We start from the raw sequence: 25,231 nt of genomic DNA, 5'->3' as shown, positions 1-25,231 counted from the left end.
GCGAGTGTGACGTATTTCGCACACTCGGGGTGCGTCCCGCGCCCGGTGCACGCCTGGAGGCGCGGTGCCGGTCTCGTGGGCCGGCTCCGCGCCTCCAGGCGGTCGCGTCGGCGAGTGGTCGGGACACGCCGCGCGCGTTGCGTCGAGTGCGCGTTCGGTGCCGTCCCGGCGACGCGAGTGTGACGTATTTCGCACACTCGGGGGCCGGGCCGGGCCGGGGGCCGGGCGGGCCGGCGGCGGCGGGCGGGTCAGCGCCGCAGCGTCGCCCGGGCCAGCCGGTTCCCGAGGAACTGACCGAGCTGCACGATCACGACGATCGCCGCGACCGAGACGTACACGATCCACCAGTCGTACCGCTGCGACCCGTACGTGATCGCGTACTCGCCGAGACCACCTCCGCCGATCAACGCACCCTGCGCCGTCATGTCGACGATGCCGATGTAGATGAAGGTGTAGCCGAGGATGAGCGGTCCGAGGCCCTCGGGGATGAGCACCGTGAGCAGGATCGAGACCGGGTGCGCCCCCGCCGACCGCGCGGCCTCGACCACGCCGGGGTCGACCGCCAGCAGGTTCTGCTCGACGATCCGGGAGACCGCGAACGCCGCCGCCAACGAGATCGCGAACGTCACCGCGGGCACGCCGATGGTGGTCTGCACCACGACCCGCGACAGCGGTGCGATCGCCGCGAGGAAGATGACGAACGGGATCGGCCGGACCAGGTTCACGACCACGTTGAGGATGGTGTGCGCGGTGCGGTTGCCGAGCAGGTTGCCCGGACGGGTGGCGTACAGCGCGAGGCCGAGCGCGAGCCCGATGATGCCGGCGATGACGAGGGACACGATCGACATGACGATGGTGTCGCGGACGGCTCCGAGGAAGATGTCGAACGTGTCGATGACGCTCTGGAACGTGTTGTTCACGATGCGTCCTCCTCGTCGGTCGTGACCCCGGCGGTGCGGAGCGCGACGATCGCGGTGTCCACGGAGCCCTCGGCCCCGGTGAGTTCGTAGGTCAGGGATCCGATGCGCCGCTCCCGGATCTCGCCGACCCCGCCGTAGACGAGCTCGGCGGTGACGCCTGCCTCGCGGAAGGCGCCGTCGATCCGGTTCTGCAGGCCCGCCTCGTCGGAGATCTGCACGGTCACCAGCCGCCCCGGGTGACGGGTCCGCAGCCGGGCGATCGTCTCGGCGGAGGGGCGGTCGTGCAGGGCCGTTCGCACGAAGCGCTGCGCCGCGTCGGTCTGCGGCGCCGAGAACAGGTCGTACACGTCCCCGACCTCGACCACCCGGCCCCGCTCCATGACGGCGACCCGATCGGCGATCTGCCGGACGGCGTCCATCTCGTGCGTGATGACGACGATGGTGACCCCGAGTTCCCGGTTGACGCGGCGCAAGAGCGCGAGCACCTCGGACGTGGTCTCCGGATCGAGCGCGCTCGTGGCCTCGTCGGCGAGCAGGAGTTCCGGGTTCGACGCGAGCGCCCGGGCGATGCCCACGCGCTGCTTCTGCCCGCCGGACAGCTGCTCGGGGTAGGCGTGGGCGCGGTCGAGCAGCCCGACGAAGTCGAGGAGCTCGGCGACGCGGCGGTCCCGTTCCGCCTTTGCCACCCCGGCGACCTTGAGCGGGTAGGCCACGTTGCCGGCGATGGTGCGCGACCGGAACAGGTTGAACTGCTGGAAGATCATCCCGATCTTGCGACGCGCCGACCGGCGGTCCTTCTCGGCGATGGTCGTGAGGTCCTGACCGCCCACGACGACCGACCCGGACGACGGCAGCTCGAGCGCGTTGACGAGCCGCACGAGGGTGGACTTGCCGGCGCCGGAGTACCCGATGACGCCGAGGACCTCTCCCTGGTGCACGTCCAGGGAGACGTCCTCGACGGCCACCACGGTCTCGCCGGTGTCGGCTCGGCGGTAGTGCTTCGAGACGCCGCGGAGTTCGACGAGGACCGGCACTACTGCTTGGCCGCCTTCGCGTCCTGCTCGACCTGCGTGAGCTCCTTCTGCAGCGAGGCGGGGCTCTCGTCGCGGACGACCGCGGCGGGGTTGTCCTTGAGGAAGGCCTTCTGCACCGACTCGTCCTGGAAGAGCTTCGCGAGGGCGAGGTAGGTCTTGTCGTCCTTGTCCGCCTTGCGGGCCGCGAACACGTTCACGTACGGGGCGGCGTTGGCGCTCGCGGGGTCGTCCTGGTAGACGACGTCGGAGGACGGCAGCCCGGCGGCGGTGGCGAAGTTGTTGTTCACGACGGCGCCGGCGACGGAGCCCTGCTGCAGCGCGTTCGCGGTCTGGGAGGCGTCGAGCGGCTGGACGTCGACCTTCTTGGTCTCGATGTCCGCCGTGGTCGAGAACGCCGAACCGCCGTCCTTGAGCGTCAGGAGCTTCGCGCCCTGCAGCACGAGGAGGGCACGGGCCTCGTTGATCGAGTCGTTCGGGATGGCGATCTTCGCGCCCTCGGGGATGGCCGAGGCCTTGTCGTACTTCGTCGCGTAGAGCGGCAGCGGGTACACGGCCGTCGAGCCGATCGGCTGCAGGTCGTCGTGCGACGTCACGTTGTAGTCCGCGAGGTACTGGATGTGCTGGAACTGGTTGAGGTCCAGCTGGCCGTCCTTGAGCGCGGGGTTCGGCAGCGAGTAGTCCGCGAAGTTCGTGAGCTTCACGGTGACGCCGAGCTTCTCCTTCGCGAGCTTCGTGTACGTGCTCCAGTACGCGAGTGACTTGTCCGCGACGCCGATCGTGACGGTCTTGCGCGTCCCACCGGCCGCTGCGCCGCTGTCGTCACCGCCCGCCCGGACGGCGCTGACGATCACCGCGACGACGATCGCGACGACGACCACCGCGGCGGCGATGATCCAGCCGATGGGGCGCTTGCCCTTCGGCTTCTCGGGCAGTGCGGGTGCTGCGGACATGGGGTGCTCCTCGTGGGCCGTGCTGTGGGGAACCGCGGTGGTCCGCGGCGTGGAGTCGAGTGTGACGGGCCGCCCAGCGCCTCGCGAGTTCCGTTCCGTCGTGTTACATCGAGGACACACGGCGCACCGGTCCGGGTGGTCCGGACCCGGGTTCACTGGTGTGGTGCGCAGCATCGAACTCGTCCTCGACCCCGCTTCGGACGCCGCGGTGCGATCGGCGTGGTCCGCGCTGGTTGCCGCCGACCTGCCGAGTCTCGGTCGGCACCCGTCGCCGTCGAACGCGCCGCACGTGACGCTCGCGGCGGGGGAGGGACTCCCCGTGCCGCGGGTCCCGGCGGTACCCCTGCCCGCGTCGGTGACGCTCGGTGGGCTCCTGCTCTTCCCGGCGGGCCCGGGGCGTTCGGTCCTCGTGCGTGCCGTCGTCGTCGACCGTGCGCTCGCCGCCTTCCACGAGGCGGTGCACGAAGCGGTGCGCGGGACGGTGCCGGCCTCGGTCGTGTCGACGCTGCCGGGCCGGTGGTCGCCGCACGTCACCCTCGCGCGTCGCGTGCGGGACGAGGACCTGCCCGCGGCCGTCGCGGCGCTCCGGTCCGCGCAACTGCCCGAGGTCCTGGGGGTCGGCGGTGTCCGGCACTGGGACGGCGGGACGAAGACCGTCACACCCGTCGTCTGACCCCCTCGTCCTGCGTCGGTGGTCCGCAGGGGCCGGGAGGCGCGGGTCAGGTGCCGAGCACGCGCTCACCGAACGCGGATGCGAACGTCCGTTCCGGGTCCGCCCCCGACACGAGGTCGCGGAAGTCCGCCAGTCGCGGGTAGAGGTCGGCGACCGCCCCGGCGTCGAGGGAGCTCATCTTCCCCCAGTGGGGTCGCCCGTCGAAGGGGACGAGCAGGCCCTCCAGCTCCGGCAGCAGTGCGGCCACCTCGGCGGGGTGCTTCCGCCAGGTGAACGCGATGCAGAGGACGTCCTCACCCTGCGTCGGGCTGAGCCAGAAGGGGTCGGCGGCCATCGTCCGGAGCTCGCACACGTGCAGGTGCGGCTGGATCCGGGCGGCCATGCTCCGGACGGCGTCGAGTGCCGCGGCCGCGTGCCGGAGCGGGACGAAGTGTTCGCTCTGCACTTCCGACCCGTGGCTCGGGACGGACTCGATCGGGAAGTGCGGGAGCCGGTCCCACCAGGGGCCGACCGAGCCGTCGCGGGCGGTGTGGTGCCCGTCGCCCGGACTCCCGGGGAGCCTCGGCGCCCCGAAGAGCTCGTCGGGCACCTGGACGTCCTGGGCGTCGGCCGGGACGCGGGACTTCAGCAGGACCTCGCTGATCTCGTCGCCGAACACGGTGTACGAGCACACCGAGGTCGCGGCGGCGTGGACCTCGGCGACGTGCTCCGTGAAGGTGTCCCACGGGATCGGTCCGTAGGTGTCCTGCCGCATACGGTAGGTCGGTTCGACGTCGAGGGTGACCCGGGTGACGATGCCCAGCAACCCGAGGTGCAGGACGGCACCGTCGAAGGCCGGGTCGTCGCGGTCGATCGTGCGGACGCCGCCGTCGGGTCCGAGGAGCTCGAAGGACCGGACGGCGGTGCTCAGCGAACCGAGCGCGGTGCCGGAGCCGTGCGTGCCGGTGGCGATCGCGCCGCCGAGGGAGATGTGCGGGAGCGAGCCCATGTTCGCCAGGCCGAAGCCAGCCCGGTCGATCTCCGGGGCGACGATCCCGTACCGGGTGCCCGCGCCCATCGTCACGGTCCGCCGCTCGGGGTCCACGCTGAGGTCGGTCGGGATTCCCGTCAGGTCGAGCAGGATGCCGGGGGTGTCGGCCACGTCGTTGAACGAGTGGCGGGTCCCCAGGCCGTGCACCCGCGGCGATCGGGCGACGACCTCGGCGGCCTCGTCGATCGAGGCCGGCCGCACGACACGCTCGGCCGTGTAGGTGACCGTGCCGGACCAGTTCAGCTCGCTCGTCGTCGACCGCATGCGGCCCACGATGCCACGGGTCAGTGGACGGGCGGTGCCGGTGCACCCTCGGGGGTGTCCGGACGGCGGACGAGCGCGGCGGTCACGATGCCGAACAGCGAGATCACCGCGCCGACGAGGAACGCCGTCTTCACGCCCGACGCCGTGGCCTCGGCGAGCCCGGAAGCGCCACCGGCGGCGGCGTTCGTCGCTCCGATCGTGAGCAGTGTCACGAACAGGGCGGTGCCCGCAGCGCCGGCGAGCTGCTGCGCCGTGCCCAGGACCGCACTGCCGTGCGAGTAGAGCTTCGGCGGGAGACCGCCCAGGGCCGCCGTGAACAGCGGGGTGAAGGTCAGGGCGAGGCCGATGCTGAGGACGACGTGCGCGCCGAGCACGAACCACACGCTCGTGTGCGCGCCCACGGTCGCGAGTGCCCAGAGCACCGCGCTGACGATGATCGAACCCGGGACGAGGAGGACCCGGGGGCCGCGGCGGTCGTACACCCGACCGACGACGGGCGACAGCAGGCCCATGATGAGGCCGCCGGGGAGCAGCAGCAGTCCGACCTGCAGCACCTCGAGCCCGAGGACCCGCTCGAGGTAGATCGGCAGCAGGATCAGCGTGCCGAACATGGCCATGAAGCTCAGCCCCATCGCCACGATCGGGATGGTGAACCCACGCGTCCGGAAGGTCCGCAGGTCGAGCAGCGCGCTGTCGGTCCGCTGCAGCCGCGTCTGGCGGAACACGAAGAGCGCGAGGGCCACGACGCCGACGACGAGCGCCGCGACCGGGACGAGCGGACCCGTCGTGCCGGCCTCGCCGATGCTCGACAGCCCGTACACGACCCCGCCGAACGCGAACGCGGACAGGACGACCGAGAGCACGTCGATCGGCACCCGGCGCGGCGTCGAGACGTTCCGCACCTTGAGCATGCCGAGCACGAGCGCGGCGAGCGCGATCGGCAGGACGAACCCGAACAGCCAGCGCCACGAGAAGGCGTTGAGGATGAGCCCCGAGATGGTGGGACCGATCGCCGGCGCGACCGAGATCACGATCGAGATGTTCCCCATCACGCGACCGCGGTGCGCGGGCTCGACGAGGGTGAGCACGGTGGTCATGAGCAGCGGCATCATGATCGCCGTCCCGCTCGCCTGCACGATGCGACCGAGGAGCAGCATCGTGAAGCCCGGCGAGAGCACGGCGATGAGCGTGCCGGCGGAGAACAGGCTCATCGCCCAGACGAACACCGGCCGGGTGTTGAACCGCTGCAGCAGGAACCCGGTGATCGGGATGACGACCGCCATCGTGAGGAGGAAGCCGGTCGTCAGCCACTGGCCGGTCGCCGCGCTGATGCCGAGGTCGTCCATGAGCCGCGGCAGTGCGACGCCCATGATGGTCTCGTTCAGGATGACGACGAACGCGGAGACGAGCAGCAGCCCGATCACCAGTCGTGTCTCGCCGGGGGAGGGCTGCGCGACGCTGCCCGTGCGGGGTGCGGAATCGACGGCCTGGGACATGCGGGGCTCCTGGTGGATCGCGGACAGCGGATCGAGGTGGCGCGCGACGCGCAGACAGGCCAACTGCCTGAGTGGATTCGATTATTCCGCTTCCCACCGACATCGGCGGGGTGGGGTTCAGCGCAGGACGTCGAACCCGTCCGCATCGCCGCGCGGCGTCATCGTCTCCCAGGTGACGTCGGACACGGTGGCGGACGGCGGTCCGGTCCGGATCGCCTCGAGCAGCGCGTCGACCGCGGGAGCGGGCCCCTCCGCCTCGACCTCGACCGTGCCGTCGAACAGGTTCCGTGCGTGTCCGACCAGGCCCAGTTCGTCGGCCCTCCGTGCCGTCCAGTACCGGAACCCGACCCCCTGGACCGTCCCCGACACCACGGCGTGCGCCCTCGTCACCGTCGTCATGCGCCCACGGTAGGCGTGCGGGCCGGGCCGCGGGTTTCGCGCCCGTTTCGGTCTCGTGAGCATCGGTGATAGTGTCATCGCAACCCGAACACTTCGAGTCATGATGACACTATCTCCTGAGCCCCCCATCCGCGTCGCGGTCTCGACCGTGATCGTGGCGCTGCGCCCGCACCCCGACACGGGCGCCCCCGCGCTGTGGATGCCCCTGGTCCGCCGGGTGGCCGAGCCGTTCGAGGGCTCCTGGGCACTCCCCGGCGGGTGGGTGCGTCCGGACGAGGGGCTCGAGGACTCCGCCGCCGCGCGCCTCCGCGAGACGACCAACGTCCAACCGCGCTACCTCGAACAGCTCTACGCGTTCGGTGACGTCGACCGATCCCCGTCGCGCGTCGTCTCCATCGTGTACTGGGCACTCGTGCACCCGGACGAGGCGAGCTCGGTGCCCGAGGACTGGAACGTGCGCTGGTTCCTCGCCGACGAGCACCCGCCGCTCGCGTTCGACCACGACCGCATCGTCGAGTACGCGCTCTGGCGGCTCCGCAACAAGATGTCGTACTCCCGGATCGCGCAGGCGTTCCTGGGGGACCGGTTCACCCTCGCCGAACTCCGCGGGGTGTACGAGGCGGTGCTCGGGCGTGCGCTCGACCCCGCGAACTTCCGCCGCCAGGTCGAGAAGACCGACGCGATCCTGCCGACGGACGAGACCACGAGCGGCGGGCGGCACCGACCGGCCCGGCTGTACCGCTCGAACCCCGACCTCGCCTACGCGGACAACGGCCCGCTACAGCCGGGCAAGAAGCCGAAGAACCGATAGGAACCGCCGTGTCCATCGCCACCACCATCGAACGCATCTCCAACGGGCAGGCCGCGGGCAGCACCTGCACGCCCGACCTCGCCGCGCCCACCTGGGACTTCGACGCGATGCCCGGGTACGGTCCGGGCTCGTCGATGTCGGACGTCATCCCGACGTCGGCGCCGCGGCAGGGCGTGATCCCGGACGAGTACAAGCGCGCCCCGGTGGACGAACTGCACGAGCGCATCGAGCGCGCGAAGGCCACCCTCGGGAACCGCGTCGTGGTGCTCGGGCACTTCTACCAGCGCGACGAGGTCGTCCGGCACGCGGACTTCCTCGGTGACTCGTTCCAACTCGCGAACGCCGCCCTGACGAAGCCCGACGCCGAGGCGATCGTGTTCTGCGGCGTGCACTTCATGGCGGAGACCGCGGACATCCTCGCCCGCGACGACCAGCGCGTCATCCTGCCGAACCTCGCCGCGGGCTGCTCGATGGCCGACATGGCCGACATCGACAGCGTCGAGGCGGCGTGGGCCGAGCTGGAGCAGGTCTACGGCACCGAGCCGGACGCGGACGGCCGCGTACCCGTCATCCCCGTCACGTACATGAACTCCGCCGCCGACCTCAAGGCGTTCTGCGGGCGGCACGGTGGCATCGTGTGCACGTCGTCGAACGCGGCGACGGTCCTCGAGTGGGCGTTCGAGCGGGGGCAGCGCGTGCTCTTCTTCCCGGACCAGCACCTCGGTCGGAACACCGCGAAGGCGATGGGGATCAGCACCGACCTCATGCCGATGTGGAACCCGCGGAAGCCCCTCGGCGGCAACGACGTGCAGACACTGCAGGACGCCCGCGTCGTCCTCTGGCACGGATTCTGCTCGGTGCACCGCCGGTTCACCGTCGACCAGATCGAGCAGGCGAGGCGCGAGCACCCCGGCGTGCAGGTCATCGTGCACCCGGAGTGCCCCATGGCGGTCGTCGACGCTGCGGACGCCGCGGGCAGCACCGACCTCATCCGGAAGACCGTGGCCGCGGCCACCGAGTCGACCACCTTCGCGATCGGCACCGAGATCAACATGGTGAACCGTCTCGCCGCGGAGTACCCGCAGCACACGATCTTCTGCCTCGACCCCGTGGTGTGCCCGTGCTCCACCATGTACCGGATCCACCCCGGCTACCTCGCCTGGGTGCTCGAGGCCCTCGTCCGCGGCGAGGTCCTCAACGAGATCGTCGTGCCCGCCGACGTCCAGGCCGACGCCAGGGTCGCGCTCGAGCGCATGCTCGCGGCGAAGCCCCGCGGCTGAGGACAGACACCGTGCACGTCGTCATCGTCGGTTCGGGCATCGCCGGGCTGACCGCAGCGATCCGGGCGAGCAGCCGCCACGACGTCACCCTCGTGACGAAGGGCGCGCTCGCCGACGGTGCCACCTCGGCAGCGCAGGGCGGGGTGGCCGTCGCGCTCGGCGCCGACGACTCCGCAGCGCTCCACCAGGCGGACACGCACCGCGCGGCCGCCGGCAGCGCGGACGCACGCGCCGTCGACGTGCTCTGCACCGACGGGCCGGCCAGGGTCCGGGACCTCCTGGACCTCGGCGTCCCCTTCGACCGGACCAGCGACCCCGCGAGCATCGACCGGTACGGCGACGACCTGGCCCGCGGACGCGAGGCGGCCCACGGGCGGTGGCGCGTCGTGCACGCGGACGGCGACGCCACCGGCTCGGCGATCGAGCGCACCCTGATCCGGGCGCTGCACCGCCGGCACGTCACGATCCTGGAGCGCACCTGTCTCGCCGACCTCGTGGTCCGGGACGGCGCGGTCGTCGGCGTGGACGTCCTCGACCTGTTCGGCGAGCCGCGGCGCCTCGACGCCGACGCCGTCGTGCTCGCCGCCGGCGGCGCCGGTCACCTCTACCGTGAGACGACCAACCCGCTGGTCGCGACCGGGGACGGGCAGGCCGCCGCCTGGCGTGCCGGCGCGGTGCTGGCCGACCTCGAGTTCGTGCAGTTCCACCCCACCCGCCTCGCCGTCCCGGGCGGCGCTCTCGTCTCCGAAGCCGTGCGCGGTGAGGGCGCGGTCCTCCGCGACGCTCGCGGGCGCCGGTTCATGACCGCCGTCCACCCCGACGCCGAGCTCGCCCCACGTGACGTCGTCGCACGGGGGATCGCCGCGGCCGCCCGCGACCAGGGCGGCGAGCCCGTCGTCCTCGACGCCACCGGGCTCGACCCCGCATTCCTCGTCCGCCGGTTCCCCGGGCTCACCCGCGCCACGCGGGCCGCCGGCTTCGACTGGACCCGCGAGGCCGTCCCCGTCGCCCCGGCCGCGCACTACGCGATGGGCGGCGTCGCGACCGACGCCGAGGGACGCACGAGCGTGCCGGGTCTCCTCGCGGTCGGCGAGGTCGCGTGCACCGGCGTGCACGGCGCCAACCGACTCGCGTCGAACTCGCTCCTCGAAGGACTCGTCTTCGCCGTCCGCGCCGCGGACGCACTCGACGCGCCGCGACCGGGCACGCTCCGGCTGCGCGGCGACGCGGGTCTCCACCCCACCGAGGTGCCCGACACGGCCGACGCGGGTCGCGCCTCCCGTCCGACCCTGCCTGGAGGCGCGGCCCGACCCACCGACGCGGCCGACCTCCGCCAGGTGGTCCAGACCGTCATGACCGACGGCGTCGGGCTGCTCCGTGACGCAGTCGGACTCGCGCACGCACGGGCGGTCCTCGCCGGACTCGCCGCCCCCGACCCGGTCACCGTGCGCGACCACGAGGACCGCGCGCTGCTCGACCTGGCGCGGATCACGGCGCTCGCCGCCGAGACCCGCACCGAGTCCCGCGGCGCACACGCCCGCACCGACCACCCCGGAACCGACCCCGACGCACCCGCGTCGTACGCGTGGGTGGCCCGGCACGTCACCGTCCCGCAGGAGGTACCCGCATGACCACCGATCCCGGCACCATCCCGGCGCACGCTCTCCGCCGCGTCATCGAGACCGCGCTCGAGGAGGACGCGCCCTGGGGCGACGTCACCAGTGAGACGCTCATCCCGGCCGACGCGACCGCGACCGCCACGCTCGCCGCACGCGAGGACGGGGTCCTGAGCGGTGGTGGCGTGTTCGTCGCCGTGATGCACGCGGTCGACCCGGCGATCGACGCCGTGCTGCACGCGGAGGACGGTGCTCCCTTCGTCGCCGGGGACGTCCTCGCCACGGTGACCGGCCCCGCCCGCGCCGTGCTGCGCGCCGAGCGGGTCGCGCTCAACCTCGTGCAGCGGATGTCCGGGATCGCGACCGTGACCGCCGCGTACGTCGCAGCCGTCTCGGTCACCCGTGCGCGCATCGCCGACACCCGGAAGACGACACCGGGGCTGCGCGCGATCGAGCGGTACGCGGTGCGCTGCGGCGGCGGCCACAACCACCGGAACTCCCTGTCCGACGCGGTGCTCGCGAAGGACAACCACCTGGCCGTGCTCCTCGCCGCGGGCGTCGGGATCGGGGACGCCGTCCGGGCCGCTCGCGAGCGGCTCGGGCACACCGTGCACCTCGAGGTCGAGGTGGACCGCCTCGACCAGGTCGAACCCGTCGTGGCCGCCGGCGTGGACACGATCATGCTCGACAACTTCACGCCCGACATGCTCGTCGAGGGGGTCGCGCTCGTCGCCGGGCGCGCCCTCGTCGAGGCCTCCGGCGGGGTCTCCCTGGACACCGTCGCCGCGATCGCGGCCACCGGGGTCGACGTGGTCTCGGTCGGCGCACTGACGCACTCGGCCCGCGCGCTCGACCTCGGGCTCGACATCGACGTCGCGGTCTGACCGGACGACCCCGCCGTGTTCTACCTGGACCGGGCCGCCACCACGCCCGTCCGGCGTGAGGTGCTCGAAGCGATGTGGCCGTACCTGACCGGCACGTTCGGCAATCCCTCGTCCACGCACGCGGTCGGTGACGCGGCCGCCCGGGGGCTCGCCGACGCCCGGGCCACGGTGGCCGCGGTGCTCGGTTGCCGCCCGGCCGAGGTGGTCTTCACAACCGGCGGCACCGAGGGTGCGAACACCGCCGTGAAGGGCATCGCGCTCGCCGACCCCCGCGGGCGCCACGTCGTCACGAGCGCGATCGAGCACGAGGCCGTCCTCGAGAGCTGCCGGTACCTGGAACGGTTCCACGGGTTCGACGTGACGGTGCTGCCGGTCGACGCGGACGGGGTCGTGCACCCGGAGGTCCTCGCGGCGGCCCTCCGGCCCGACACCACCCTCGTGTCCATCGCGCACGCCGACAACGAGATCGGCACCGTGCAGGACGTGCCCGCACTCGCCGCGACCGCGCACGCCGTCGGGGCCCGCTTCCACACCGACGCCGTGCAGTCGGCGCCCTGGCTGCCCGTCGGCCTCGACGTGCTCGGGGTCGACGCGGTGTCGATGTCCGGGCACAAGCTGGGCGCCCCCAAGGGGACGGGCGTGCTCGCGGTGCGGTCCGGGGTGCCGCTCGAACCGCTCCTGCACGGCGGCGGCCAGGAGCGGGGGAGACGGTCCGGCACCGAGGACGTCGCCGGAGCCGTGGCCGTGGCGACGGCGCTCACCCTGACCACCGGGTCCCGCGAGCGTTCGTCGGCGACGGCGTCGGCGACCCGTGACGGCGTGCTCGACGGGGTGCTGGGCGCGGTGCCCGGCGCGTTCGTCACCGGGTCGCGGACGTCGCGGCTGCCGGGACATGCGTCGTTCTGCTTCCCGGGGGTGAACGGGGAGACCGTCCTGCTCGAGCTCGAGGAGCGCGACGTCGTGTCCTCGTCGGGGAGCGCCTGCGCGGCCGGCAGCACGGAGGCCTCCCACGTGCTCACCGCCCTCGGGCTCGACGAGGACGTGGCGCGGACGGCGCTCCGCCTGACCTTCGACGCCGGCCTGGGCGACGAGGACGTCCCCCTGGTCGTCCGTGCGGTCGCCGAGGCGGTCGCCACCGTCCGGGGACTCGGCTGACCCTGCCCAGGGTGTACTAGACGTTCTACTCCATGAGTGGGGTCGTGTCCCCCCTTCTGCGGACAGCCGATCTGGTCCACCATGGAGTCATGGCAAACGCGATGACGACTCGGGTCCGGCAGGAGGACCGCTTCCGGGCGGTCCAGCTCCTCCCCGCACCCGCGACGGTCCTCGCGCTCGTCCTGGCCGCGCAGCACGACCTCGGCACCGCCCCGCTCGGGCTCATCGCCGTCGTCGGAGCACTGGCGACCATCGGGAGCGCCCTGCTCCCCATGGTCCGACCCGCGGCGGCCCGACGGTCGATGCCCGCACCGACCGAGACAGACCGGTACCGAGAGGACACCGAACACCCTTGAGGACCAGCACCGTCGGGTCCGTCCCCTGCGGACCCACGGTGCGCCGAGCCGGACGCTGCCCCTGATCTGCGTCCGGCGCGGGGCACGACACCCCCTGATCGTCGTGTCCCGCAGCACCTGCGACCCGTCGTGGGCGCGGGCGTCGCACCACCCCTGCGCGACGCCCGACCCCCCGCTGCCCACGACGGGTCCCGGTGCTGTGCGTCGCGGTACGGTGCCGTCGTGCCCTCCTACCGTGTGACCCTCGCCGTCGGGACGCTCGCCCCCGGTGCCGCGCCCGGTGCCGTCCTGCCCGAGGCCGCCCGGCTCGTCGCGGAGCTCACCGTCGTCGAGGCGCGTGACGTCCGGCTGCTCGGCGGTCAGCCGTGCGCCGTCGTCCGGTTCGAGGCGCCCGAGGACGACGTGGCGCTCGCGGTCGCCGACCACGCCGTGGACGGGATGGCCGCCACGGCCGAGATCCGGTCCGCCGTGGTCACCCGGCGAGACGGCGCTCGCTGGACCCCCGTCCGCTGACCGGCCACACGTACTCGAGGTCGTCCGGGACGTCGGGGAACAGCGGCCGGTAGTGCTCCGGCGCCTTCTGCACGAGCTTCGACCGGTGGGAACGGTGCAGTGCGGGGTCGTCGTTCCAGGCCGGCAGCGGGAAGTCACCGCGCTCGTACGCCTCGAGGTCCTCCGGCACCAGCGCCAGGTCGGCGAGCGTCTTCTCCAGACACGTGTCGGCGTGTCCACGCTCCGACCAGACGCGGCACGTGGCGTCCTGGTACGCCATCAGGGCCGGTCGGTGGCCGCGCCACATCGCCACGACGGGGTGGTGCTGCCAGCCGTAGTCCGGCAGGGTCAGTGCCCGCATCACCTGCAGTGTCTCGACGCGCTGCTTGCCGAGTCGCCGGTCGTCGAGCACCTCCGCCGATGCGCGGAAGTCCGGGTACGGCAGGAACGTCTGCATGGCGGGCACGGTACGCGGCAGCGCTGGAACCCGACACATGTCGTCACAACCGTGCCGCCCGGCGGACGGACGTGTGAGCATCGAGCGCATGAGCGGAGAACTCGTCGTCGGCGTCAGTGGCAGCCCCTCGGACCCCTCGCGCACGAGCACCCTGGTGGCGGCGACCGTGGCGCGCCTCGGCCAGGAGCTCGAGGGTTCGCGGACGGAGACCGTCGAGATCGGCCCGCTGCTCGCCGACCTCGGAGCCGCTCCCTCCCGGGACGCGATGTCCGACCGCACCCGTGCAGCACTCGAGACCGTCGAGGCCGCGGACGTCCTGGTCGTCGGCAGCCCGGCGTTCCGCGCGGCCTACTCCGGGGCGTTCAAGCTCTTCTTCGACTGGGTCGGGCAGTACGATCTCGTCGACACCCCGGTGCTCCTGACCGCCACGGGCGGGAGCGACCGGCACGCACTGCTCGTCGAGCACCAGATGCGTCCGCTGTTCGGGTTCTTCCAGTCGACGACGCTGCCCATCGGGGTCTTCGGCAACGAGCGGGACTTCACCAAGCGTGACGGCGGGTACGACATCGACAGCGTGGACCTGGAGCTGCGCATCGACCAGGCGGTGACCCGGGCGCTCCCGCTCATCCGCGGAGGGTTCGCGACGGCCGGAGCCGATGTGCGCCGCCCCGCCGACTTCTGAGCCGCGGGCGCGCTGCCTCGCGGGCTCGCTGTCGCGCTCGTTCTGGTCGCACAACACGCCGTCGGCGGCCGTTCTGGTCGCAGGACATGCCGCCGCGGCCGAACCCGAGCGGCACGTCGTGCGACGAGAACGCCCCAGCCACAGCCCCCGCCGCCCGCGAAGGCCCGGCGCTCAGCCCAGCAGCGACGCGACGTGTGCGACCGCCAACCGGTACCCGTCCGGCCCCGCACCGGCGATGACCGCCGTCGCCGCGGTCGCGACGTGGTCGACGTGCCGGAACGGCTCGCGCTTCCACGTGTTCGAGATGTGCACCTCCACCACGGGCACGGACAACGCCTCGACCGCGTCGTGCAGCGCCACCGACGTGTGCGCGTACGCCGCCGGGTTGATGACCACGCCGACGAAGTCGTCGAGGGCCTCGTGCAGCCACTCGACCAGCTCACCCTCGCGGTTGGTCTGCCGGAAGTCCGCCTCGAGCCCGTGCACCGCCGCCTCGGTGTGCACGATCGCCTCGATCTCGGCGAGTGTGACCGATCCGTACTGGGCGGGGTCGCGTCGTCCGAGGATGTCGAGGTTCGGGCCGTTGAGGACGAGGATGCGCGGCTGGTCGGTCATGTCGTGAGCCTACCGGCGGCGTTTTCGTCGTCCCCCGTCCCGCTGACACATGCACCGGCTATGTGAACGGTCACAATAGGCCACCGTGCCGATCGGCGCAAAAGTTACAGAACGGTACTGGTGGGGTAGTGTCCCCCGTTGGGCTGGCGCAGGACCCGCCCGTGTGCAACACATCGACGTGGAGTTTGAATGGTTCTCGCTGCAGCGAACAACGGGATCCGGCTCGACTTGGGCTGGGTCGACTACCTGATGATCATCGTGTACTTCGCGGTCGTCATCGGGATCGGGTTCACGGCTCGGCGGCAGGTCCGCACGAGTATGGACTTCTTCCTCTCGGGCAGGTCGATGCCCGCGTGGATCACGGGCCTGGCGTTCGTGTCCGCGAACCTGGGCGCGACCGAGATCCTCGGCATGGCCGCCAACGGTGCCCAGATCGGCATGGCGACCCTGCACTACTACCTGGTCGGCGCGGTGCCGGCGATGGTGTTCCTCGGTCTCGTGATGATGCCCTTCTACTACGGCTCGAAGGTGCGCTCGGTCCCCGAGTTCATGCTCCGCCGGTTCGGCAAGGCGCCGCACCTGGTGAACTCGATCGCGTTCGCGGTGTCGAACGTGCTCATCGCCGGCATCAACCTCTACGCCATGGCGATCGTCATCGAGGCGATGCTCGGCTGGCCCGAGTGGCTCGCGATCATCGTCTCCGCCGGTTTCGTGCTCGTCTACATCACGCTGGGCGGCTTGAGCAGCGCGATCTACAACGAGGTCATGCAGTTCTTCGTCATCATCGCCGGCCTCATCCCGCTGACGATCGTCGGTCTGCACCGCGTCGGCGGCTGGGACGGCCTCACTACGGCCATCACGAAGACGCAGGGCGTGCAGCATCTGCAGGCGTGGGCCGGCACCGGCTTCGGCGACGTGACGAACCCGATCGGGGCGAACTGGCTCGCGATCGTGCTCGGCCTCGGCTTCGTCCTCGGCTTCGGGTACTGGACGACCAACTTCACCGAGGTCCAGCGTGCGTTCTCGGCGAAGAACATGTCCGCCGCCCGCCGGACCCCGCTCATCGCCGCGATCCCGAAGCTCTTCATCCCCGCGATCGTCGTCATCCCCGGTCTCATCGCGGCAGCCGTCGTCGGCAACCAGTTCGCCTCCGGCGCGCTCGACTACAACGACGCGATCCCGAAGCTCATCCAGATGTACCTGCCGACCGGTGTGCTCGGCGTCGCGGTCACCGGCCTCCTCGCGTCGTTCATGGCGGGTATGGCGGCGAACGTCTCGTCGTTCAACACGGTGTTCACGTACGACATCTGGCAGCGCTACATCAAGCCGAACATGCCCGACGTGCACTACCTCAAGACGGGCCGTTGGGTGACCGTCGTCGGCGTGCTCATCGGCATCGCCACGGCGTTCATCGCCGCGCAGGCGTCGAACATCATGACCTACATGCAGACGCTGTTCTCGTTCTTCAACGCGCCGCTGTTCGCCGTGTTCATCCTCGGTCTGCTGTGGAAGCGGATGACCACGCAGGGCGCGCTCTGGGGCTACATCCTCGGCATCGTGACGCCGACGATCACCTGGATCGCCTACCTCGTCAACCCGAAGCTCTTCGCGACCGGGACCGCCGAGACGCTCTACGGCGCGATCATCTCGTTCGTGACGGTCCTCGTCGTCGGCTTCGTCGTGTCGATGTTCACGAAGCCGAAGGCCGAGAAGGAGCTCGGCGGTCTGGTCTACGGCGTCGGCAAGATCGACCTGCACGGCGACTCCGTCGCGACCGACACCGCCTGGTACCGCTCCCCGGCGCTCCTCGGCACCGTCGCACTCGTGCTGTGCGTCGTCCTCTACCTCCCGTTCCTCTGATCGAGCACCTGAAGGAGATCAACCATGAGTGACACCAACACCCCGGGCTCGATGACGGAGGAGCAGAAGGCCGCGCTCGTCCGCTCCACCCGTCGACTCGACCTGCGTCGCATCCTCGGCGGCCTGTTCGTCGTCTACGGCGTGATCACGGGCATCGTCGGCATCGTGCACTGGAAGACCGACCCCGAGAAGACCGGCGGCATCCACATCAACCTGTGGGTCGGACTGTCGATGCTCGTCGGCGGGCTGCTGTTCTTCCTCTGGGACCGCCTGAACCCCGTCCCGGCCGAGGACATCATCGGCCAGGCCGAAGCGGAGGAACACCAGAAGGCCGCCGGCGAGGGCCGCGAGCTCGCCTGATCCGCAAGCCCCGGACGGGAGGCGCGGTGCCGGTCGGCACCGCGCCTCCCGTCGTTCCCGAGAAGGTTGACGCCGCCCGACACCCGTCCTAGTATTGATATGTCGATCGGGTGCTCTCGTTCGAAAGTGATCCCCGGAACACCTGCAGCCAGCGCGGGGCCCGGGGATTTGCGCTGTGCGGCCCCGAGGTCGGTTTCACCTCACCACGATCTCTGATGATCGAGGATGATCGACCAGGACCCCGGCGCTGTGAGCACCGCACGCGATGTCCGCGAGAGCGAGGAGCGGCTCGTGCTCTCCTCGGAGGTGCTGATGGCGAAGGGTCATGCCGAGGCCGTACCCTCGGAACGAGTCGAGCAACCGGCGGTCTCCACGGTCGGCGTGCGGCCCGCGCGACTCGAACACGAGCCGGTGGACGCCGCGCGCATCCAGTTCGTGGACGAGACGCTCGAGACAGCGCCGCCGCCGCCGTTCGGGCCGTGCCGGCATGCCGTCGTACCTGATGACCAGGATCTCGACCGCGTGGCGAAGGAGATCGAGCCAGGAAACCCGCTGGGTCGGCAACGCCTCGTACCAGTGGAGCTTGCGCATACGCGTCGGGCGCAGCTGCTCCACCGCATCTCGCGTGTCCGGCTCGTCGTCGCTCGAGACGAGCACTGCGGCGATCACGTACGCGGTGTGGTCCAGGCCGCCGCCCGGCTCCGACTCGTCCACGTACGCGCGCTGCATCCGGGTAGAATATTGTGTATCATCCTGTTCCGGGATGGAACGGTTGCGCTCCCGGCCCACGCGCGCCAGGTTGAGCACGACGAAAGGAACCGCCATGGACACGATGGTCTTCATCAACCTGCCCGTCACCGACCTCGACCGCTCGAAGTCGTTCTACGAGGCCCTCGGCTACTCGGTGAACGAGGCCTTCACCGACGACACCGCGGCGTGCATCGTGATCAGCCCGACCATCTACCTCATGGTCCTCACACACGCGAAGTTCGCCGAGTTCACCGACAAGACCATCGCGGACACGGGGGCGATCGAGGTGATCAACTCCCTCAGCGCACCGTCGAAGGACGACGTCCACCGCATCGTGGACGCAGCGGTCGCCGCGGGTGGCGCCGAGGACCGGCCGGAGACGGACCTCGGGTTCATGTTCCAGCGGTCCTTCACCGACCCGGACGGCCACCGCTGGGAGTACGTGTGGATGGACCCGCAGGCGGCACAGGACGGCCCGCCCGCGGCGTGAGCCGATCCCGGGCCGTGACGCCGGTGGCGGCCCTGTCGGCGGCCCACGACAGGATGGGCGCATGAGCACCGACCCCGTCACTGCGCCCACACCGGACCTCGTGATCGGAGCGGACGGTCTCGCCCGTCCCGTCTGGGCCTCGTCGGACGAGCTGCTCCGCGACTACTACGACACCGAGTGGGGCATGCCCGTGCGTGACGAGCGGGGCGTGTTCGAACGGCTCTCGCTCGAGGCGTTCCAGTCGGGGTTGTCCTGGCGCACCATCCTCGCCAAGCGGCCCGCCTTCCGCTCGGCCTTCGCGGACTTCGACCCGGACGAGGTCGCCGCGTTCGGCGAGGACGACGTCGCGCGGCTCATGGCGGACGCCGGGATCGTCCGGAACCGCGCGAAGATCCTGGCGACGATCACGAACGCGAACGCGACGATCGCGCTGCGCTCCGACGGCGGCCTCGCGGACTTCGTGTGGTCATTCAGCCCCACGGTGACGCCCGAGCCGCACTCCTCCGCGGACGTCCCGACGAAGTCCGACGAGTCCGTCGCGCTCTCGAAGGCGTTGCGGAAGCGCGGCTTCGCCTTCGTCGGACCCACCACGATGTACGCGCTGATGGAAGCGCTCGGCATCGTCGACACGCACCTCGTCGGCAGTCATCGTCGGGGGACCTCCGGCGTCTGGGACCGACCCACGTCAGCGGCGCAGGGCTAGGGTCGCGGCATGGACTCCGAGAACCCGCGCGTGCGCGCCGTCCACCCGGTCGACGCCCAGGTCGTCGAGGTGCCGGTCGACGTCGCGGTCCCGGCGCCCGAGGCGTCCGACGACCTCGATGCCGCGTCGCCCGAGCACGACCCGGACGAGGTCCGGATCTCCTTCCTGCTGTTCCCGCACCTCACCCAGCTCGACCTCACCGGTCCGGCACAGGTGCTCAGCCGTGTGCCGGGCGCGCACGTGGAGTACGTCGCCGCGACGCTCGACCCGGTGCCGAGCGACTGCGGTCTCGCGCTCGTGCCGACGACCACCATCGCCGAGGCCGGCCCGGCGGACGTGCTCGTCGTCCCGGGTGGTGACGGTGCGTTCGACGCCATGCTCGATGTCGCGGTCATCGACTTCGTCCGACGCGAAGCCGGACGGGCGACCTGGGTGACCTCGGTCTGCACCGGCGCGTTCGTGCTCGGCGCCGCCGGACTCCTCGCCGGCAAGCGGGCGACGACGCACTGGGCGTCGAAGCCGTTGCTCGCCGCGTTCGGTGCGCAACCCGTGGAGGACCGGGTGGTCGACGACGGCGCCGTGGTGACCGCCGCCGGGATCAGCGCAGGCATCGACATGGCGCTGTGGCTCGCGGCGGAACTCGCCGGTCAGCCCGCGGCCGAGGCGATCCAGTTGCAGATCGAGTACGACCCGCAACCCCCGTTCGACGGCGGATCGGCCGCGCGTGCCGACACCCGCGTGGTGGCCGAAGCCCGTGCGGCGGCCGAAGCGGCCCGGGGCGAGAAGGTCGCACGAGCCGCGGCGGCCGTCATCCGCTGAGCGGGTCCGACGTCAGCGGTTGCCCTTCGAACCGCGCTTCGGCTTGCCCTTCATGCCCCGCTGCACCCGGCCGCGTCCGGCCTTGCCCCCGCCGGTGCCGCCGCCCGTGCCCTTCGTGGCGGCCTGCTTGGCCGCGGACCGCGCGTTGGAGGCGGTGGCCTTGCCACCACGGGACCCACGCGCGGCCGGGGCGTCGGCCGGATCCGCGCCTCCAGGCTGGTCGGCGGTTCCTCGTGAGCTGTTCGCGGTCCGCCCGCGCACCACGCCGATGAACTCGTCCGTCGTGTCGGACGCGTCCTCACTCCGCCAGGCGAGCACGATGCGTGTGCCGGGCGCGCCCACGAGCGGACGAGCGACGAGGTCCTTGCGACTCGCGGCACGGAAGAGGGACTGGGGGAGGACCACCACGCCGACGTTCGCCTCGACGAGGTCGAGCGCTCCGTCGACGTCCGCGGGCACGGGGCCGGCGTCGACCACGTGCACGTCGGTCTCGCCGAGGTCGACCTCGGACGACTCCGCCAGCGGTGAGTCCTTCGGCATCGCGACCACCGTGGTCTCGGTCCAGAGCGGGATCGCGTTGTGCGCGTCCGAGACGGGGACCCGAGCGAAGACCATGTCGGCCTCACCCGCGAGCGCGTCGTCGACCTCGTCCGCGCCGATCGGTCGGAGCCGCAGCTCGACGGAGGGGAAGCGTTCCCGCCAGACACGGGCCCACTTCGCCGGGGACACCCCGGGCACGAAGGCGATGGTGAGGGCCGCGGTCATGCAACCGAGCATAGGGGCCGTACCCTTGTCTCCATGGCGCAGGAACAGACCATGAAGCCCGAGACGGCCGCGAAGAAGCTCGGCATCCTGCTGGCGGCCGCCCCGGAGTCCTTCCGCGACGCGCCGATCAGCCGGACCGCGTTCGACGAACTCCGCACGCAGCCGCCGGCGTGGCTCGAGGTCCTCCGTCGCGACGGCCCGCACCCGCGACCGGTCGTCGCGCAGAAGCTCGGCGTGTCCATCTCCGGGCTGACCCGCGCGGGCGTCGACGAGCCGCTGACGACCGCCGAGATCAAGAGCCTGCTCGAGCAGAAGCCGGAGTGGCTCGTCCGCGAACGTGCGACCCAGGCCGCCGTGCACGCCGAGAACGCCCGCGTGAAGCAGGAGCGCGCCGCGAAGGCCGCCGCCCGCGCCGAGGACTGACCGACCCGCACCACCCGAACGCTCCCGCCCGAGGACCCGCCGTGCACGAGACCGTCGCCGACGCCATGCTCGTCGTGCCGCAGTTCGCCTCGGTGTGCTGCATCGTCGGCGATCGGTACCGGCCGCGTCCGGGGGTGATCGTCCCCGCCGCCGTGATGCTCGTCGCGATGGTCCTGCCGGTCGTGCACGCCGGGGCGGTGTGGACGCTCCTCGCGGCGACGCTGCTGCTCCTCCTCGCGCCGCTGCCGGTGATGCGGCGGCGTCGCGCGGACGGCCGTCGTGCCGAACCCATGGACGTGCACCGCGCGCTGTCCGCGGTCGTGATGGCCGGGATGCTCCTGATGGGGCACGCCACCGGGCTCGCCGACGGCCACGCCGGGCACGGCATCGCCCTCACCGCGGTGCTCGGCGCCGGAGTGATCGGGTACTGCGCGTTCAGCGGGTGGCTGCTCCGGTACGAGTGGGCGCGGGAGGACCGGCGTGCGGTACGGAGCGGCGAGGTCTTCGCGATGACGGTCGCCGTCGTCGGGATGACGCTCGCGATGTAGGAGGGCCCTCCCGCACAGCACCGTCGTGTCGCGGTAGCGTCGAGCCGTGTCCGAACGTCCCGCCCGTCGCCCCGACCCCGCTCCGCGCCTCGACGAGGTCGACGAGCGGATCCTCTGGACCCTCGCCGCGGACGCCCGGATCCCGAACAACCGGCTGGCCGCGGCGGTAGGGATCGCCCCGTCGACCTGTCTGACGCGCGTCCGTGCACTCGAGGACGCCGGGGTGATCCGCGGCTACCGCGCCGACGTGGACATCGCGCGCCTCGGGTTCGCGATCGAGGCGATGGTCTCGGTGCGGGTGCACGCCGCCGCCCGGCACGAGCTCCGGGAGTTCGCGAAACGCCTGCTCCGGGTGCCCGTCGTGCAGGACGTGTCGTTCCTGGCGGGGGACAAGGACTTCCTCGTGCACATCGCGTGCACCTCCACCGAGCAACTCCGGGACTTCGTCGCGGACGAGCTCAGCGGTGACCCCTCGGTCGCCACGACGCAGACGAACATCGTGTTCGAACGGCTGGTCGCGGAGCGAGGACACCAGGCGCGGTCGTTCGACGAGCTCCGGCGCTGGCGCGCCTGACCCGCCGCCCCCGGGCGAGGCGCGTCAGCGCGTCCGGACCATGGGGAGGTGCGGGATGCCGTCCTCCACGAAGTCCGTGCCCGAACGGACGAACCCGAACCGGGCGTACCACTGCTCGAGGTGTGCCTGGGCATCGATCGCGATGCGGGGCGACCTGGCCTCGGTGATCGCGGCCTCCATGAGCTGCGACGACAGACCCTGCCCGCGAGCGGCCTTCGCGGTGGCGACGCGGCCGATCCGCTCGGTGCCGTCCTCCTCGCGGAGGAGCCGGAGCGTGGCGTCGACCGAGCCCTGCCCCGCCCAGAACTGGAGCGTCCCGGGCTCGAGGTCGCGGCCGTCGATGTCGGGGTAGGCAGCCTGTTGCTCGACGACGAAGACGTCCTGTCGGAGTCGCAGGATCTCGTGCAGCGTCACGATGTCCAGGTTGCGAGTCGGAGCGTTGAAGATCGAAACCAAGACCGGCCTTTCCTGACGATTTTTCCCGAAACCTGGTGCGTTCCGGACGGGAGCGGCGTACATTGCCGGTCAACCACTCTACGTGCGCAGCCGAGACCAGGAGGTGAGCGCATGGATCAGGCGTTGCGCGCACCCTGGCGCGCGATGATCCGGTACGCCCTGTTCGGCGTCGGCATCGCCGCGGCACTCGTGCTGCTCTCCCTCGTGCTCGGCTCGCGGCCTGCCTCCGCGGCGACCCTCACGACGTCCACGCAGACCCAGCAGCAGACGCCTCCCGGCGGCCTCGTTCGCGGGGTCGGTGACGCCGTCCAGGGGGTCACCGGAGGTGTCGGACACGTCGTCGAGAGCGCCGTCGCGCCCGTCCGGAAGGTCGTCGCGCCGCCTGCTCCGTCCGCGCCGGTCGTGGCGAGCCCCAAGCCCGCGGCACCCGCTCCGGTGGCGTCCGCGCCGGCTCCGAAGCCCGCCGCACCGGCCCCGTCCGCCCCGACGCACGCCGTCCCGTCGTCGCCGTCGAGCACCGCTCCGGCGACGCCGGCACACGCCGCCGGAACCACCGCGACCGCTCCCGTTCCCACGCCCGCCGCCCCCGCGGCGCAGGCCGGGACGGCGGCGGCGAGCAGCGCCTCCAGGCCCGTCGCCGACACGCTGGCAAGCGCCGTCCGGCCCGTGACCTCGACCGTCCAGTCGCTCACCGCAGCGCGTCCCGTGACCACCGTCGTGCACTCGCTCGACCAGGCGGTCGGCGGTGTGCCGCTGGTCGGGAGCCTGCTCGGTGACGACACGCTCGGCACGGTGACCGGACCGGTCACGGGACTGGTGGACGACACGCTCGGAACCGTCGGCACGACGGTCGGCTCGGTGCCCGGCGTGATCACGGACGTCCCGCCGGTGGTCGGCGGCACGCTGCCGGGAGGCGCGGGTGGCGTCGTGGACGTCCCCACCGGCCCGGTGCTCGGCACGTCCGACGTGCGTGGCGGCTCGGCCCGTCTGCCGGGCTCTGCCTCCGACACGGCGGTCCCGACGATCGTGAGCGCCGACCAGGCCGCCGCGGGTCAGGCCCCCGCAGCCCGGGGCGTCGCGCACGACGTGTCCTCGGACGCGGTCGTCGGCGCGACCGACGTCCTGCGCCCCTCGGCCGTCACGGTCGACGGGCGAGCGCTGCTCGTCCCGGCGGGCCAGGGCGGGAACCAGCACACGCCGCTGGACGGCCCCGGAGCCGGTGTCCTCGGCGGCAGCGCCGCGGGGGCCTCGGGCCCGGCCGCAGCGGTCGGCATCGTCGGCTCCGACGACGCCCGGATCTCCCTCGCCGCGGGGTCACGCGGCACCCTCTCCGACGACGCCGTTCCCGCGTCGCTCGTCGGCGAGCACGACGTCGCCCCTGATTGAGATCGGTGCGCCTGTCCGGCACGGCAGGCACGCACCAGTCGACCGCGACCGCGGTCGGTCACACATCTCGATCAGGAGCAACGACCATGAACAAGTACGTCTCGAGAGGGTTGTGGTTCACCCTCTTCGTCGGCGGCCTGACGCTCGGGGGCGCAGCTGCGGCGAACGCGGCGACCACCTCCGGAGCGGACGGGATCGCCTCGGGCACCCAAGCGGCGCCGTCCGTCTCGGCCCCGGTGTCGGCGACCGGCAACGCACTCGGCGTCATCGGCGACGCGGTGTCGTCCGCGACGACGGCGGCGCAACCGGCGTCCACGTCCGCCACGGCTCCGGCCGCAGCACCGACCACGTCGGGCTCCGACGGCACTGCCTCGGGCACGCAGGTCGCGCCGGACGTCACGGCTCCGGTGCAGGTCGCGGGCAACGCGATCGCCGTCGCCGGTGACGCCGCCGCGTCGGCTGCACCCGCCGCCGCTCCAGCGCCCGCCGCCACGGCTCCGGCCGCCGCGCCGACGACCTCCGGGTCGGACGGGGTGGCATCGGGCTCGCAGGTCGTCGGTGACGTCACCGCTCCGGTGACGGCGTCGGGCAACGCGGTCGCCGTCGGTGGCGACGCAGCCGCGGCTCCGGCCACCTCGTCGGCATCGACGTCGACCCCGACCGCCACCTCCGCAGCAGCTGCTCCGAGCACCTCCGGTTCGGACGGCACGGCCTCCGGCACGCAGGTCGCCCCGGTCGTGTCCGTTCCGGTCACGGTGTCGGGCAACGGCATCGGCGTCCTCGGCGACGGCAACACCTCGGGTGCGTCCGCAGCTGCGCCGGCGTCGACGGGATCGGCCTCGGCGGCACCGGCGAGCTCGTCCGGGAGCGATGGTCTGCTGTCGGGCACGCAGGTCCTCGGCGCGGTGTCCGTGCCGGTGACGGTGTCGGGCAACGGCATCGCCCTGCTCGGCGACGGCACCTCGACCGGTACGACGGCTCCG

30 protein-coding genes are annotated in these 25,231 nt (G+C 72.0%); 19 read left to right on the top strand and 11 right to left on the bottom strand.

What is annotated here, in order from left to right:
• Nucleotides 1-248: 248 nt before the first annotated feature.
• From ACTJKO_RS15870 to ACTJKO_RS15860, 3 genes are read right to left on the bottom strand one after another with little or no spacing between them, the layout of a single operon-like run.
• Nucleotides 249-923 carry a methionine ABC transporter permease gene (locus ACTJKO_RS15870; protein ID WP_440690170.1) on the bottom strand — a complete coding sequence of 225 codons (675 nt, stop codon included), beginning with the start codon at nt 921-923 and terminating at the stop codon, nt 249-251.
• Nucleotides 917-1,954: a methionine ABC transporter ATP-binding protein gene (locus ACTJKO_RS15865; protein WP_440690116.1), complete on the bottom strand. Its 1,038-nt coding sequence runs from the start codon at nt 1,952-1,954 to the stop codon at nt 917-919. The genes ACTJKO_RS15870 and ACTJKO_RS15865 overlap by 7 nt, the downstream gene beginning before the upstream one ends.
• Entirely contained in the window at nt 1,954-2,904 is a 951-nt protein-coding gene (locus ACTJKO_RS15860; protein ID WP_440690115.1) for a MetQ/NlpA family ABC transporter substrate-binding protein, read from the bottom strand. The genes ACTJKO_RS15865 and ACTJKO_RS15860 overlap by 1 nt, the downstream gene beginning before the upstream one ends.
• Before the next feature lie 163 nt (nt 2,905-3,067).
• On the opposite strand from ACTJKO_RS15860, the gene ACTJKO_RS15855 reads away from it, so the two are divergent.
• On the top strand, nt 3,068-3,577 hold the full coding sequence (locus tag ACTJKO_RS15855; protein ID WP_440690114.1) for a 2'-5' RNA ligase family protein: 510 nt from the start codon (nt 3,068-3,070) through the stop codon (nt 3,575-3,577).
• 46 nt (nt 3,578-3,623) lie between these two features.
• On the opposite strand, the gene ACTJKO_RS15850 is transcribed toward ACTJKO_RS15855, so the two are convergent.
• From ACTJKO_RS15850 to ACTJKO_RS15840, 3 genes are all read right to left on the bottom strand, one after another.
• A complete protein-coding gene (locus ACTJKO_RS15850) occupies nt 3,624-4,871 on the bottom strand; it encodes an FAD-binding protein (protein WP_440690113.1) in 1,248 nt (415 codons plus the stop codon).
• Nucleotides 4,872-4,891: 20 nt separating this feature from the next.
• Nucleotides 4,892-6,367: an MDR family MFS transporter gene (locus tag ACTJKO_RS15845; protein ID WP_440690112.1), complete on the bottom strand. Its 1,476-nt coding sequence runs from the start codon at nt 6,365-6,367 to the stop codon at nt 4,892-4,894.
• Nucleotides 6,368-6,484: 117 nt separating this feature from the next.
• Nucleotides 6,485-6,766 (bottom strand): acylphosphatase, encoded by a 282-nt coding sequence (locus ACTJKO_RS15840; RefSeq protein ID WP_440690111.1) that lies wholly within the window; start codon nt 6,764-6,766, stop codon nt 6,485-6,487.
• A gap of 100 nt (nt 6,767-6,866) precedes the next feature.
• Between ACTJKO_RS15840 and ACTJKO_RS15835 the strand changes: the two genes are divergently transcribed.
• From ACTJKO_RS15835 to ACTJKO_RS15805, 7 genes are all read left to right on the top strand, one after another.
• The gene (locus tag ACTJKO_RS15835; protein ID WP_440690110.1) at nt 6,867-7,577 is read left to right on the top strand and encodes an NrtR DNA-binding winged helix domain-containing protein; all 711 of its coding nucleotides are present in this window, start codon (nt 6,867-6,869) and stop codon (nt 7,575-7,577) included.
• Between the two features lie 8 nt (nt 7,578-7,585).
• Complete coding sequence (gene nadA / locus ACTJKO_RS15830; protein WP_440690109.1) at nt 7,586-8,857, top strand: quinolinate synthase NadA; 1,272 nt, start codon at nt 7,586-7,588, stop codon at nt 8,855-8,857.
• A gap of 11 nt (nt 8,858-8,868) precedes the next feature.
• Entirely contained in the window at nt 8,869-10,488 is a 1,620-nt protein-coding gene (locus tag ACTJKO_RS15825; RefSeq protein ID WP_440690108.1) for an L-aspartate oxidase, read from the top strand.
• Complete coding sequence (nadC, locus tag ACTJKO_RS15820; protein ID WP_440690107.1) at nt 10,485-11,357, top strand: carboxylating nicotinate-nucleotide diphosphorylase; 873 nt, start codon at nt 10,485-10,487, stop codon at nt 11,355-11,357. The genes ACTJKO_RS15825 and nadC overlap by 4 nt, the downstream gene beginning before the upstream one ends.
• Nucleotides 11,358-11,372: 15 nt before the next feature.
• Nucleotides 11,373-12,512, top strand: a complete 1,140-nt coding sequence (locus tag ACTJKO_RS15815) for a cysteine desulfurase family protein (RefSeq protein ID WP_440690106.1) — start codon at nt 11,373-11,375, stop codon at nt 12,510-12,512.
• 89 nt (nt 12,513-12,601) lie between these two features.
• Nucleotides 12,602-12,868 (top strand): hypothetical protein, encoded by a 267-nt coding sequence (locus ACTJKO_RS15810; RefSeq protein WP_440690105.1) that lies wholly within the window; start codon nt 12,602-12,604, stop codon nt 12,866-12,868.
• Nucleotides 12,869-13,090: 222 nt separating this feature from the next.
• Complete coding sequence (locus ACTJKO_RS15805) at nt 13,091-13,381, top strand: hypothetical protein (protein WP_440690104.1); 291 nt, start codon at nt 13,091-13,093, stop codon at nt 13,379-13,381.
• Here the strand turns inward: ACTJKO_RS15805 and ACTJKO_RS15800 are convergent.
• On the bottom strand, nt 13,341-13,817 hold the full coding sequence (locus ACTJKO_RS15800; RefSeq protein WP_440690103.1) for an MSMEG_6728 family protein: 477 nt from the start codon (nt 13,815-13,817) through the stop codon (nt 13,341-13,343). The genes ACTJKO_RS15805 and ACTJKO_RS15800 overlap by 41 nt on opposite strands.
• A gap of 88 nt (nt 13,818-13,905) precedes the next feature.
• Here ACTJKO_RS15800 and ACTJKO_RS15795 point away from each other — a divergent pair, with 88 nt between their 5' ends.
• Nucleotides 13,906-14,499 carry an NAD(P)H-dependent oxidoreductase gene (locus tag ACTJKO_RS15795; RefSeq protein ID WP_440690102.1) on the top strand — a complete coding sequence of 198 codons (594 nt, stop codon included), beginning with the start codon at nt 13,906-13,908 and terminating at the stop codon, nt 14,497-14,499.
• A 171-nt stretch (nt 14,500-14,670) separates the two neighbouring features.
• Here the strand turns inward: ACTJKO_RS15795 and aroQ are convergent, their stop codons facing one another.
• A complete protein-coding gene (aroQ, locus tag ACTJKO_RS15790) occupies nt 14,671-15,114 on the bottom strand; it encodes a type II 3-dehydroquinate dehydratase (RefSeq protein ID WP_440690101.1) in 444 nt (147 codons plus the stop codon).
• A gap of 189 nt (nt 15,115-15,303) precedes the next feature.
• Here aroQ and ACTJKO_RS15785 point away from each other — a divergent pair, with 189 nt between their 5' ends.
• Both ACTJKO_RS15785 and ACTJKO_RS15780 read left to right on the top strand, forming a co-directional pair.
• Nucleotides 15,304-16,974, top strand: a complete 1,671-nt coding sequence (locus tag ACTJKO_RS15785; protein ID WP_440690100.1) for a sodium:solute symporter family protein — start codon at nt 15,304-15,306, stop codon at nt 16,972-16,974.
• Between the two features lie 24 nt (nt 16,975-16,998).
• On the top strand, nt 16,999-17,334 hold the full coding sequence (locus tag ACTJKO_RS15780) for a hypothetical protein (RefSeq protein ID WP_440690099.1): 336 nt from the start codon (nt 16,999-17,001) through the stop codon (nt 17,332-17,334).
• Between the two features lie 195 nt (nt 17,335-17,529).
• Here ACTJKO_RS15780 and ACTJKO_RS15775 read toward each other — a convergent pair whose 3' ends face one another.
• Nucleotides 17,530-18,177, bottom strand: coding sequence for a DUF3800 domain-containing protein (locus tag ACTJKO_RS15775; protein WP_440690098.1), 648 nt, complete (start codon nt 18,175-18,177; stop codon nt 17,530-17,532).
• Here ACTJKO_RS15775 and ACTJKO_RS15770 point away from each other — a divergent pair.
• From ACTJKO_RS15770 to ACTJKO_RS15760, 3 genes are all read left to right on the top strand, one after another.
• Nucleotides 18,158-18,574 carry a VOC family protein gene (locus tag ACTJKO_RS15770; protein WP_440690097.1) on the top strand — a complete coding sequence of 139 codons (417 nt, stop codon included), beginning with the start codon at nt 18,158-18,160 and terminating at the stop codon, nt 18,572-18,574. The two genes, ACTJKO_RS15775 and ACTJKO_RS15770, sit on opposite strands and share 20 nt — an antisense overlap.
• A 61-nt stretch (nt 18,575-18,635) precedes the next feature.
• Nucleotides 18,636-19,277 carry a DNA-3-methyladenine glycosylase I gene (locus ACTJKO_RS15765; RefSeq protein ID WP_440690096.1) on the top strand — a complete coding sequence of 214 codons (642 nt, stop codon included), beginning with the start codon at nt 18,636-18,638 and terminating at the stop codon, nt 19,275-19,277.
• A gap of 9 nt (nt 19,278-19,286) precedes the next feature.
• Entirely contained in the window at nt 19,287-20,096 is an 810-nt protein-coding gene (locus ACTJKO_RS15760; protein WP_440690095.1) for a DJ-1/PfpI family protein, read from the top strand.
• Between the two features lie 12 nt (nt 20,097-20,108).
• Here the strand turns inward: ACTJKO_RS15760 and ACTJKO_RS15755 are convergent, their stop codons facing one another.
• A complete protein-coding gene (locus ACTJKO_RS15755; RefSeq protein ID WP_440690094.1) occupies nt 20,109-20,861 on the bottom strand; it encodes a LysR substrate-binding domain-containing protein in 753 nt (250 codons plus the stop codon).
• A gap of 33 nt (nt 20,862-20,894) precedes the next feature.
• Between ACTJKO_RS15755 and ACTJKO_RS15750 the strand changes: the two genes are divergently transcribed.
• From ACTJKO_RS15750 to ACTJKO_RS15740, 3 genes are read left to right on the top strand one after another with little or no spacing between them, the layout of a single operon-like run.
• A complete protein-coding gene (locus ACTJKO_RS15750) occupies nt 20,895-21,284 on the top strand; it encodes a DUF5997 family protein (protein WP_440690093.1) in 390 nt (129 codons plus the stop codon).
• A 41-nt stretch (nt 21,285-21,325) separates the two neighbouring features.
• Nucleotides 21,326-21,832 (top strand): hypothetical protein, encoded by a 507-nt coding sequence (locus ACTJKO_RS15745; RefSeq protein WP_440690092.1) that lies wholly within the window; start codon nt 21,326-21,328, stop codon nt 21,830-21,832.
• A gap of 46 nt (nt 21,833-21,878) precedes the next feature.
• A complete protein-coding gene (locus tag ACTJKO_RS15740; RefSeq protein ID WP_440690091.1) occupies nt 21,879-22,406 on the top strand; it encodes an Lrp/AsnC family transcriptional regulator in 528 nt (175 codons plus the stop codon).
• A 24-nt stretch (nt 22,407-22,430) separates the two neighbouring features.
• Here ACTJKO_RS15740 and ACTJKO_RS15735 read toward each other — a convergent pair whose 3' ends face one another.
• Nucleotides 22,431-22,820, bottom strand: a complete 390-nt coding sequence (locus ACTJKO_RS15735; protein WP_440690090.1) for a GNAT family N-acetyltransferase — start codon at nt 22,818-22,820, stop codon at nt 22,431-22,433.
• Nucleotides 22,821-22,973: 153 nt separating this feature from the next.
• Between ACTJKO_RS15735 and ACTJKO_RS15730 the strand changes: the two genes are divergently transcribed.
• On the top strand, nt 22,974-24,248 hold the full coding sequence (locus ACTJKO_RS15730) for a hypothetical protein (RefSeq protein WP_440690089.1): 1,275 nt from the start codon (nt 22,974-22,976) through the stop codon (nt 24,246-24,248).
• An 86-nt stretch (nt 24,249-24,334) separates the two neighbouring features.
• A partial coding sequence (locus ACTJKO_RS15725) for a chaplin family protein (protein ID WP_440690088.1) occupies nt 24,335-25,231 on the top strand: 897 nt, incomplete at its 3' end.

The organism is Curtobacterium sp. 22159, from assembly GCF_052045775.1.
Taxonomy (GTDB): domain Bacteria; phylum Actinomycetota; class Actinomycetes; order Actinomycetales; family Microbacteriaceae; genus Curtobacterium.
Note: the sequence above shows the minus strand (reverse complement) of the source record. Positions and strands in the feature narration are given on the sequence as shown.

Excerpts from the sequence above, each read along its gene's own strand:
- ACTJKO_RS15860 (WP_440690115.1), bottom strand. The coding sequence starts at position 2,904 with ATGTCCGCAGCACCCGCACTGCCCGAGAAGCCGAAGGGCAAGCGCCCC.
- ACTJKO_RS15785 (WP_440690100.1), top strand. The coding sequence starts at position 15,304 with ATGGTTCTCGCTGCAGCGAACAACGGGATCCGGCTCGACTTGGGCTGG.
- aroQ (WP_440690101.1), bottom strand. The coding sequence starts at position 15,114 with ATGACCGACCAGCCGCGCATCCTCGTCCTCAACGGCCCGAACCTCGAC.
- ACTJKO_RS15845 (WP_440690112.1), bottom strand. The coding sequence starts at position 6,367 with ATGTCCCAGGCCGTCGATTCCGCACCCCGCACGGGCAGCGTCGCGCAG.
- ACTJKO_RS15850 (WP_440690113.1), bottom strand. The coding sequence starts at position 4,871 with ATGCGGTCGACGACGAGCGAGCTGAACTGGTCCGGCACGGTCACCTAC.
- ACTJKO_RS15800 (WP_440690103.1), bottom strand. The coding sequence starts at position 13,817 with ATGCAGACGTTCCTGCCGTACCCGGACTTCCGCGCATCGGCGGAGGTG.
- ACTJKO_RS15780 (WP_440690099.1), top strand. The coding sequence starts at position 16,999 with ATGAGTGACACCAACACCCCGGGCTCGATGACGGAGGAGCAGAAGGCC.
- nadC (WP_440690107.1), top strand. The coding sequence starts at position 10,485 with ATGACCACCGATCCCGGCACCATCCCGGCGCACGCTCTCCGCCGCGTC.
- ACTJKO_RS15775 (WP_440690098.1), bottom strand. The coding sequence starts at position 18,177 with ATGAAGACCATCGTGTCCATGGCGGTTCCTTTCGTCGTGCTCAACCTG.
- ACTJKO_RS15765 (WP_440690096.1), top strand. The coding sequence starts at position 18,636 with ATGAGCACCGACCCCGTCACTGCGCCCACACCGGACCTCGTGATCGGA.
- ACTJKO_RS15730 (WP_440690089.1), top strand. The coding sequence starts at position 22,974 with ATGGATCAGGCGTTGCGCGCACCCTGGCGCGCGATGATCCGGTACGCC.
- ACTJKO_RS15795 (WP_440690102.1), top strand. The coding sequence starts at position 13,906 with ATGAGCGGAGAACTCGTCGTCGGCGTCAGTGGCAGCCCCTCGGACCCC.
- ACTJKO_RS15760 (WP_440690095.1), top strand. The coding sequence starts at position 19,287 with ATGGACTCCGAGAACCCGCGCGTGCGCGCCGTCCACCCGGTCGACGCC.
- ACTJKO_RS15835 (WP_440690110.1), top strand. The coding sequence starts at position 6,867 with ATGATGACACTATCTCCTGAGCCCCCCATCCGCGTCGCGGTCTCGACC.
- ACTJKO_RS15750 (WP_440690093.1), top strand. The coding sequence starts at position 20,895 with ATGGCGCAGGAACAGACCATGAAGCCCGAGACGGCCGCGAAGAAGCTC.
- ACTJKO_RS15755 (WP_440690094.1), bottom strand. The coding sequence starts at position 20,861 with ATGACCGCGGCCCTCACCATCGCCTTCGTGCCCGGGGTGTCCCCGGCG.
- ACTJKO_RS15840 (WP_440690111.1), bottom strand. The coding sequence starts at position 6,766 with ATGACGACGGTGACGAGGGCGCACGCCGTGGTGTCGGGGACGGTCCAG.
- ACTJKO_RS15770 (WP_440690097.1), top strand. The coding sequence starts at position 18,158 with ATGGACACGATGGTCTTCATCAACCTGCCCGTCACCGACCTCGACCGC.
- ACTJKO_RS15810 (WP_440690105.1), top strand. The coding sequence starts at position 12,602 with ATGGCAAACGCGATGACGACTCGGGTCCGGCAGGAGGACCGCTTCCGG.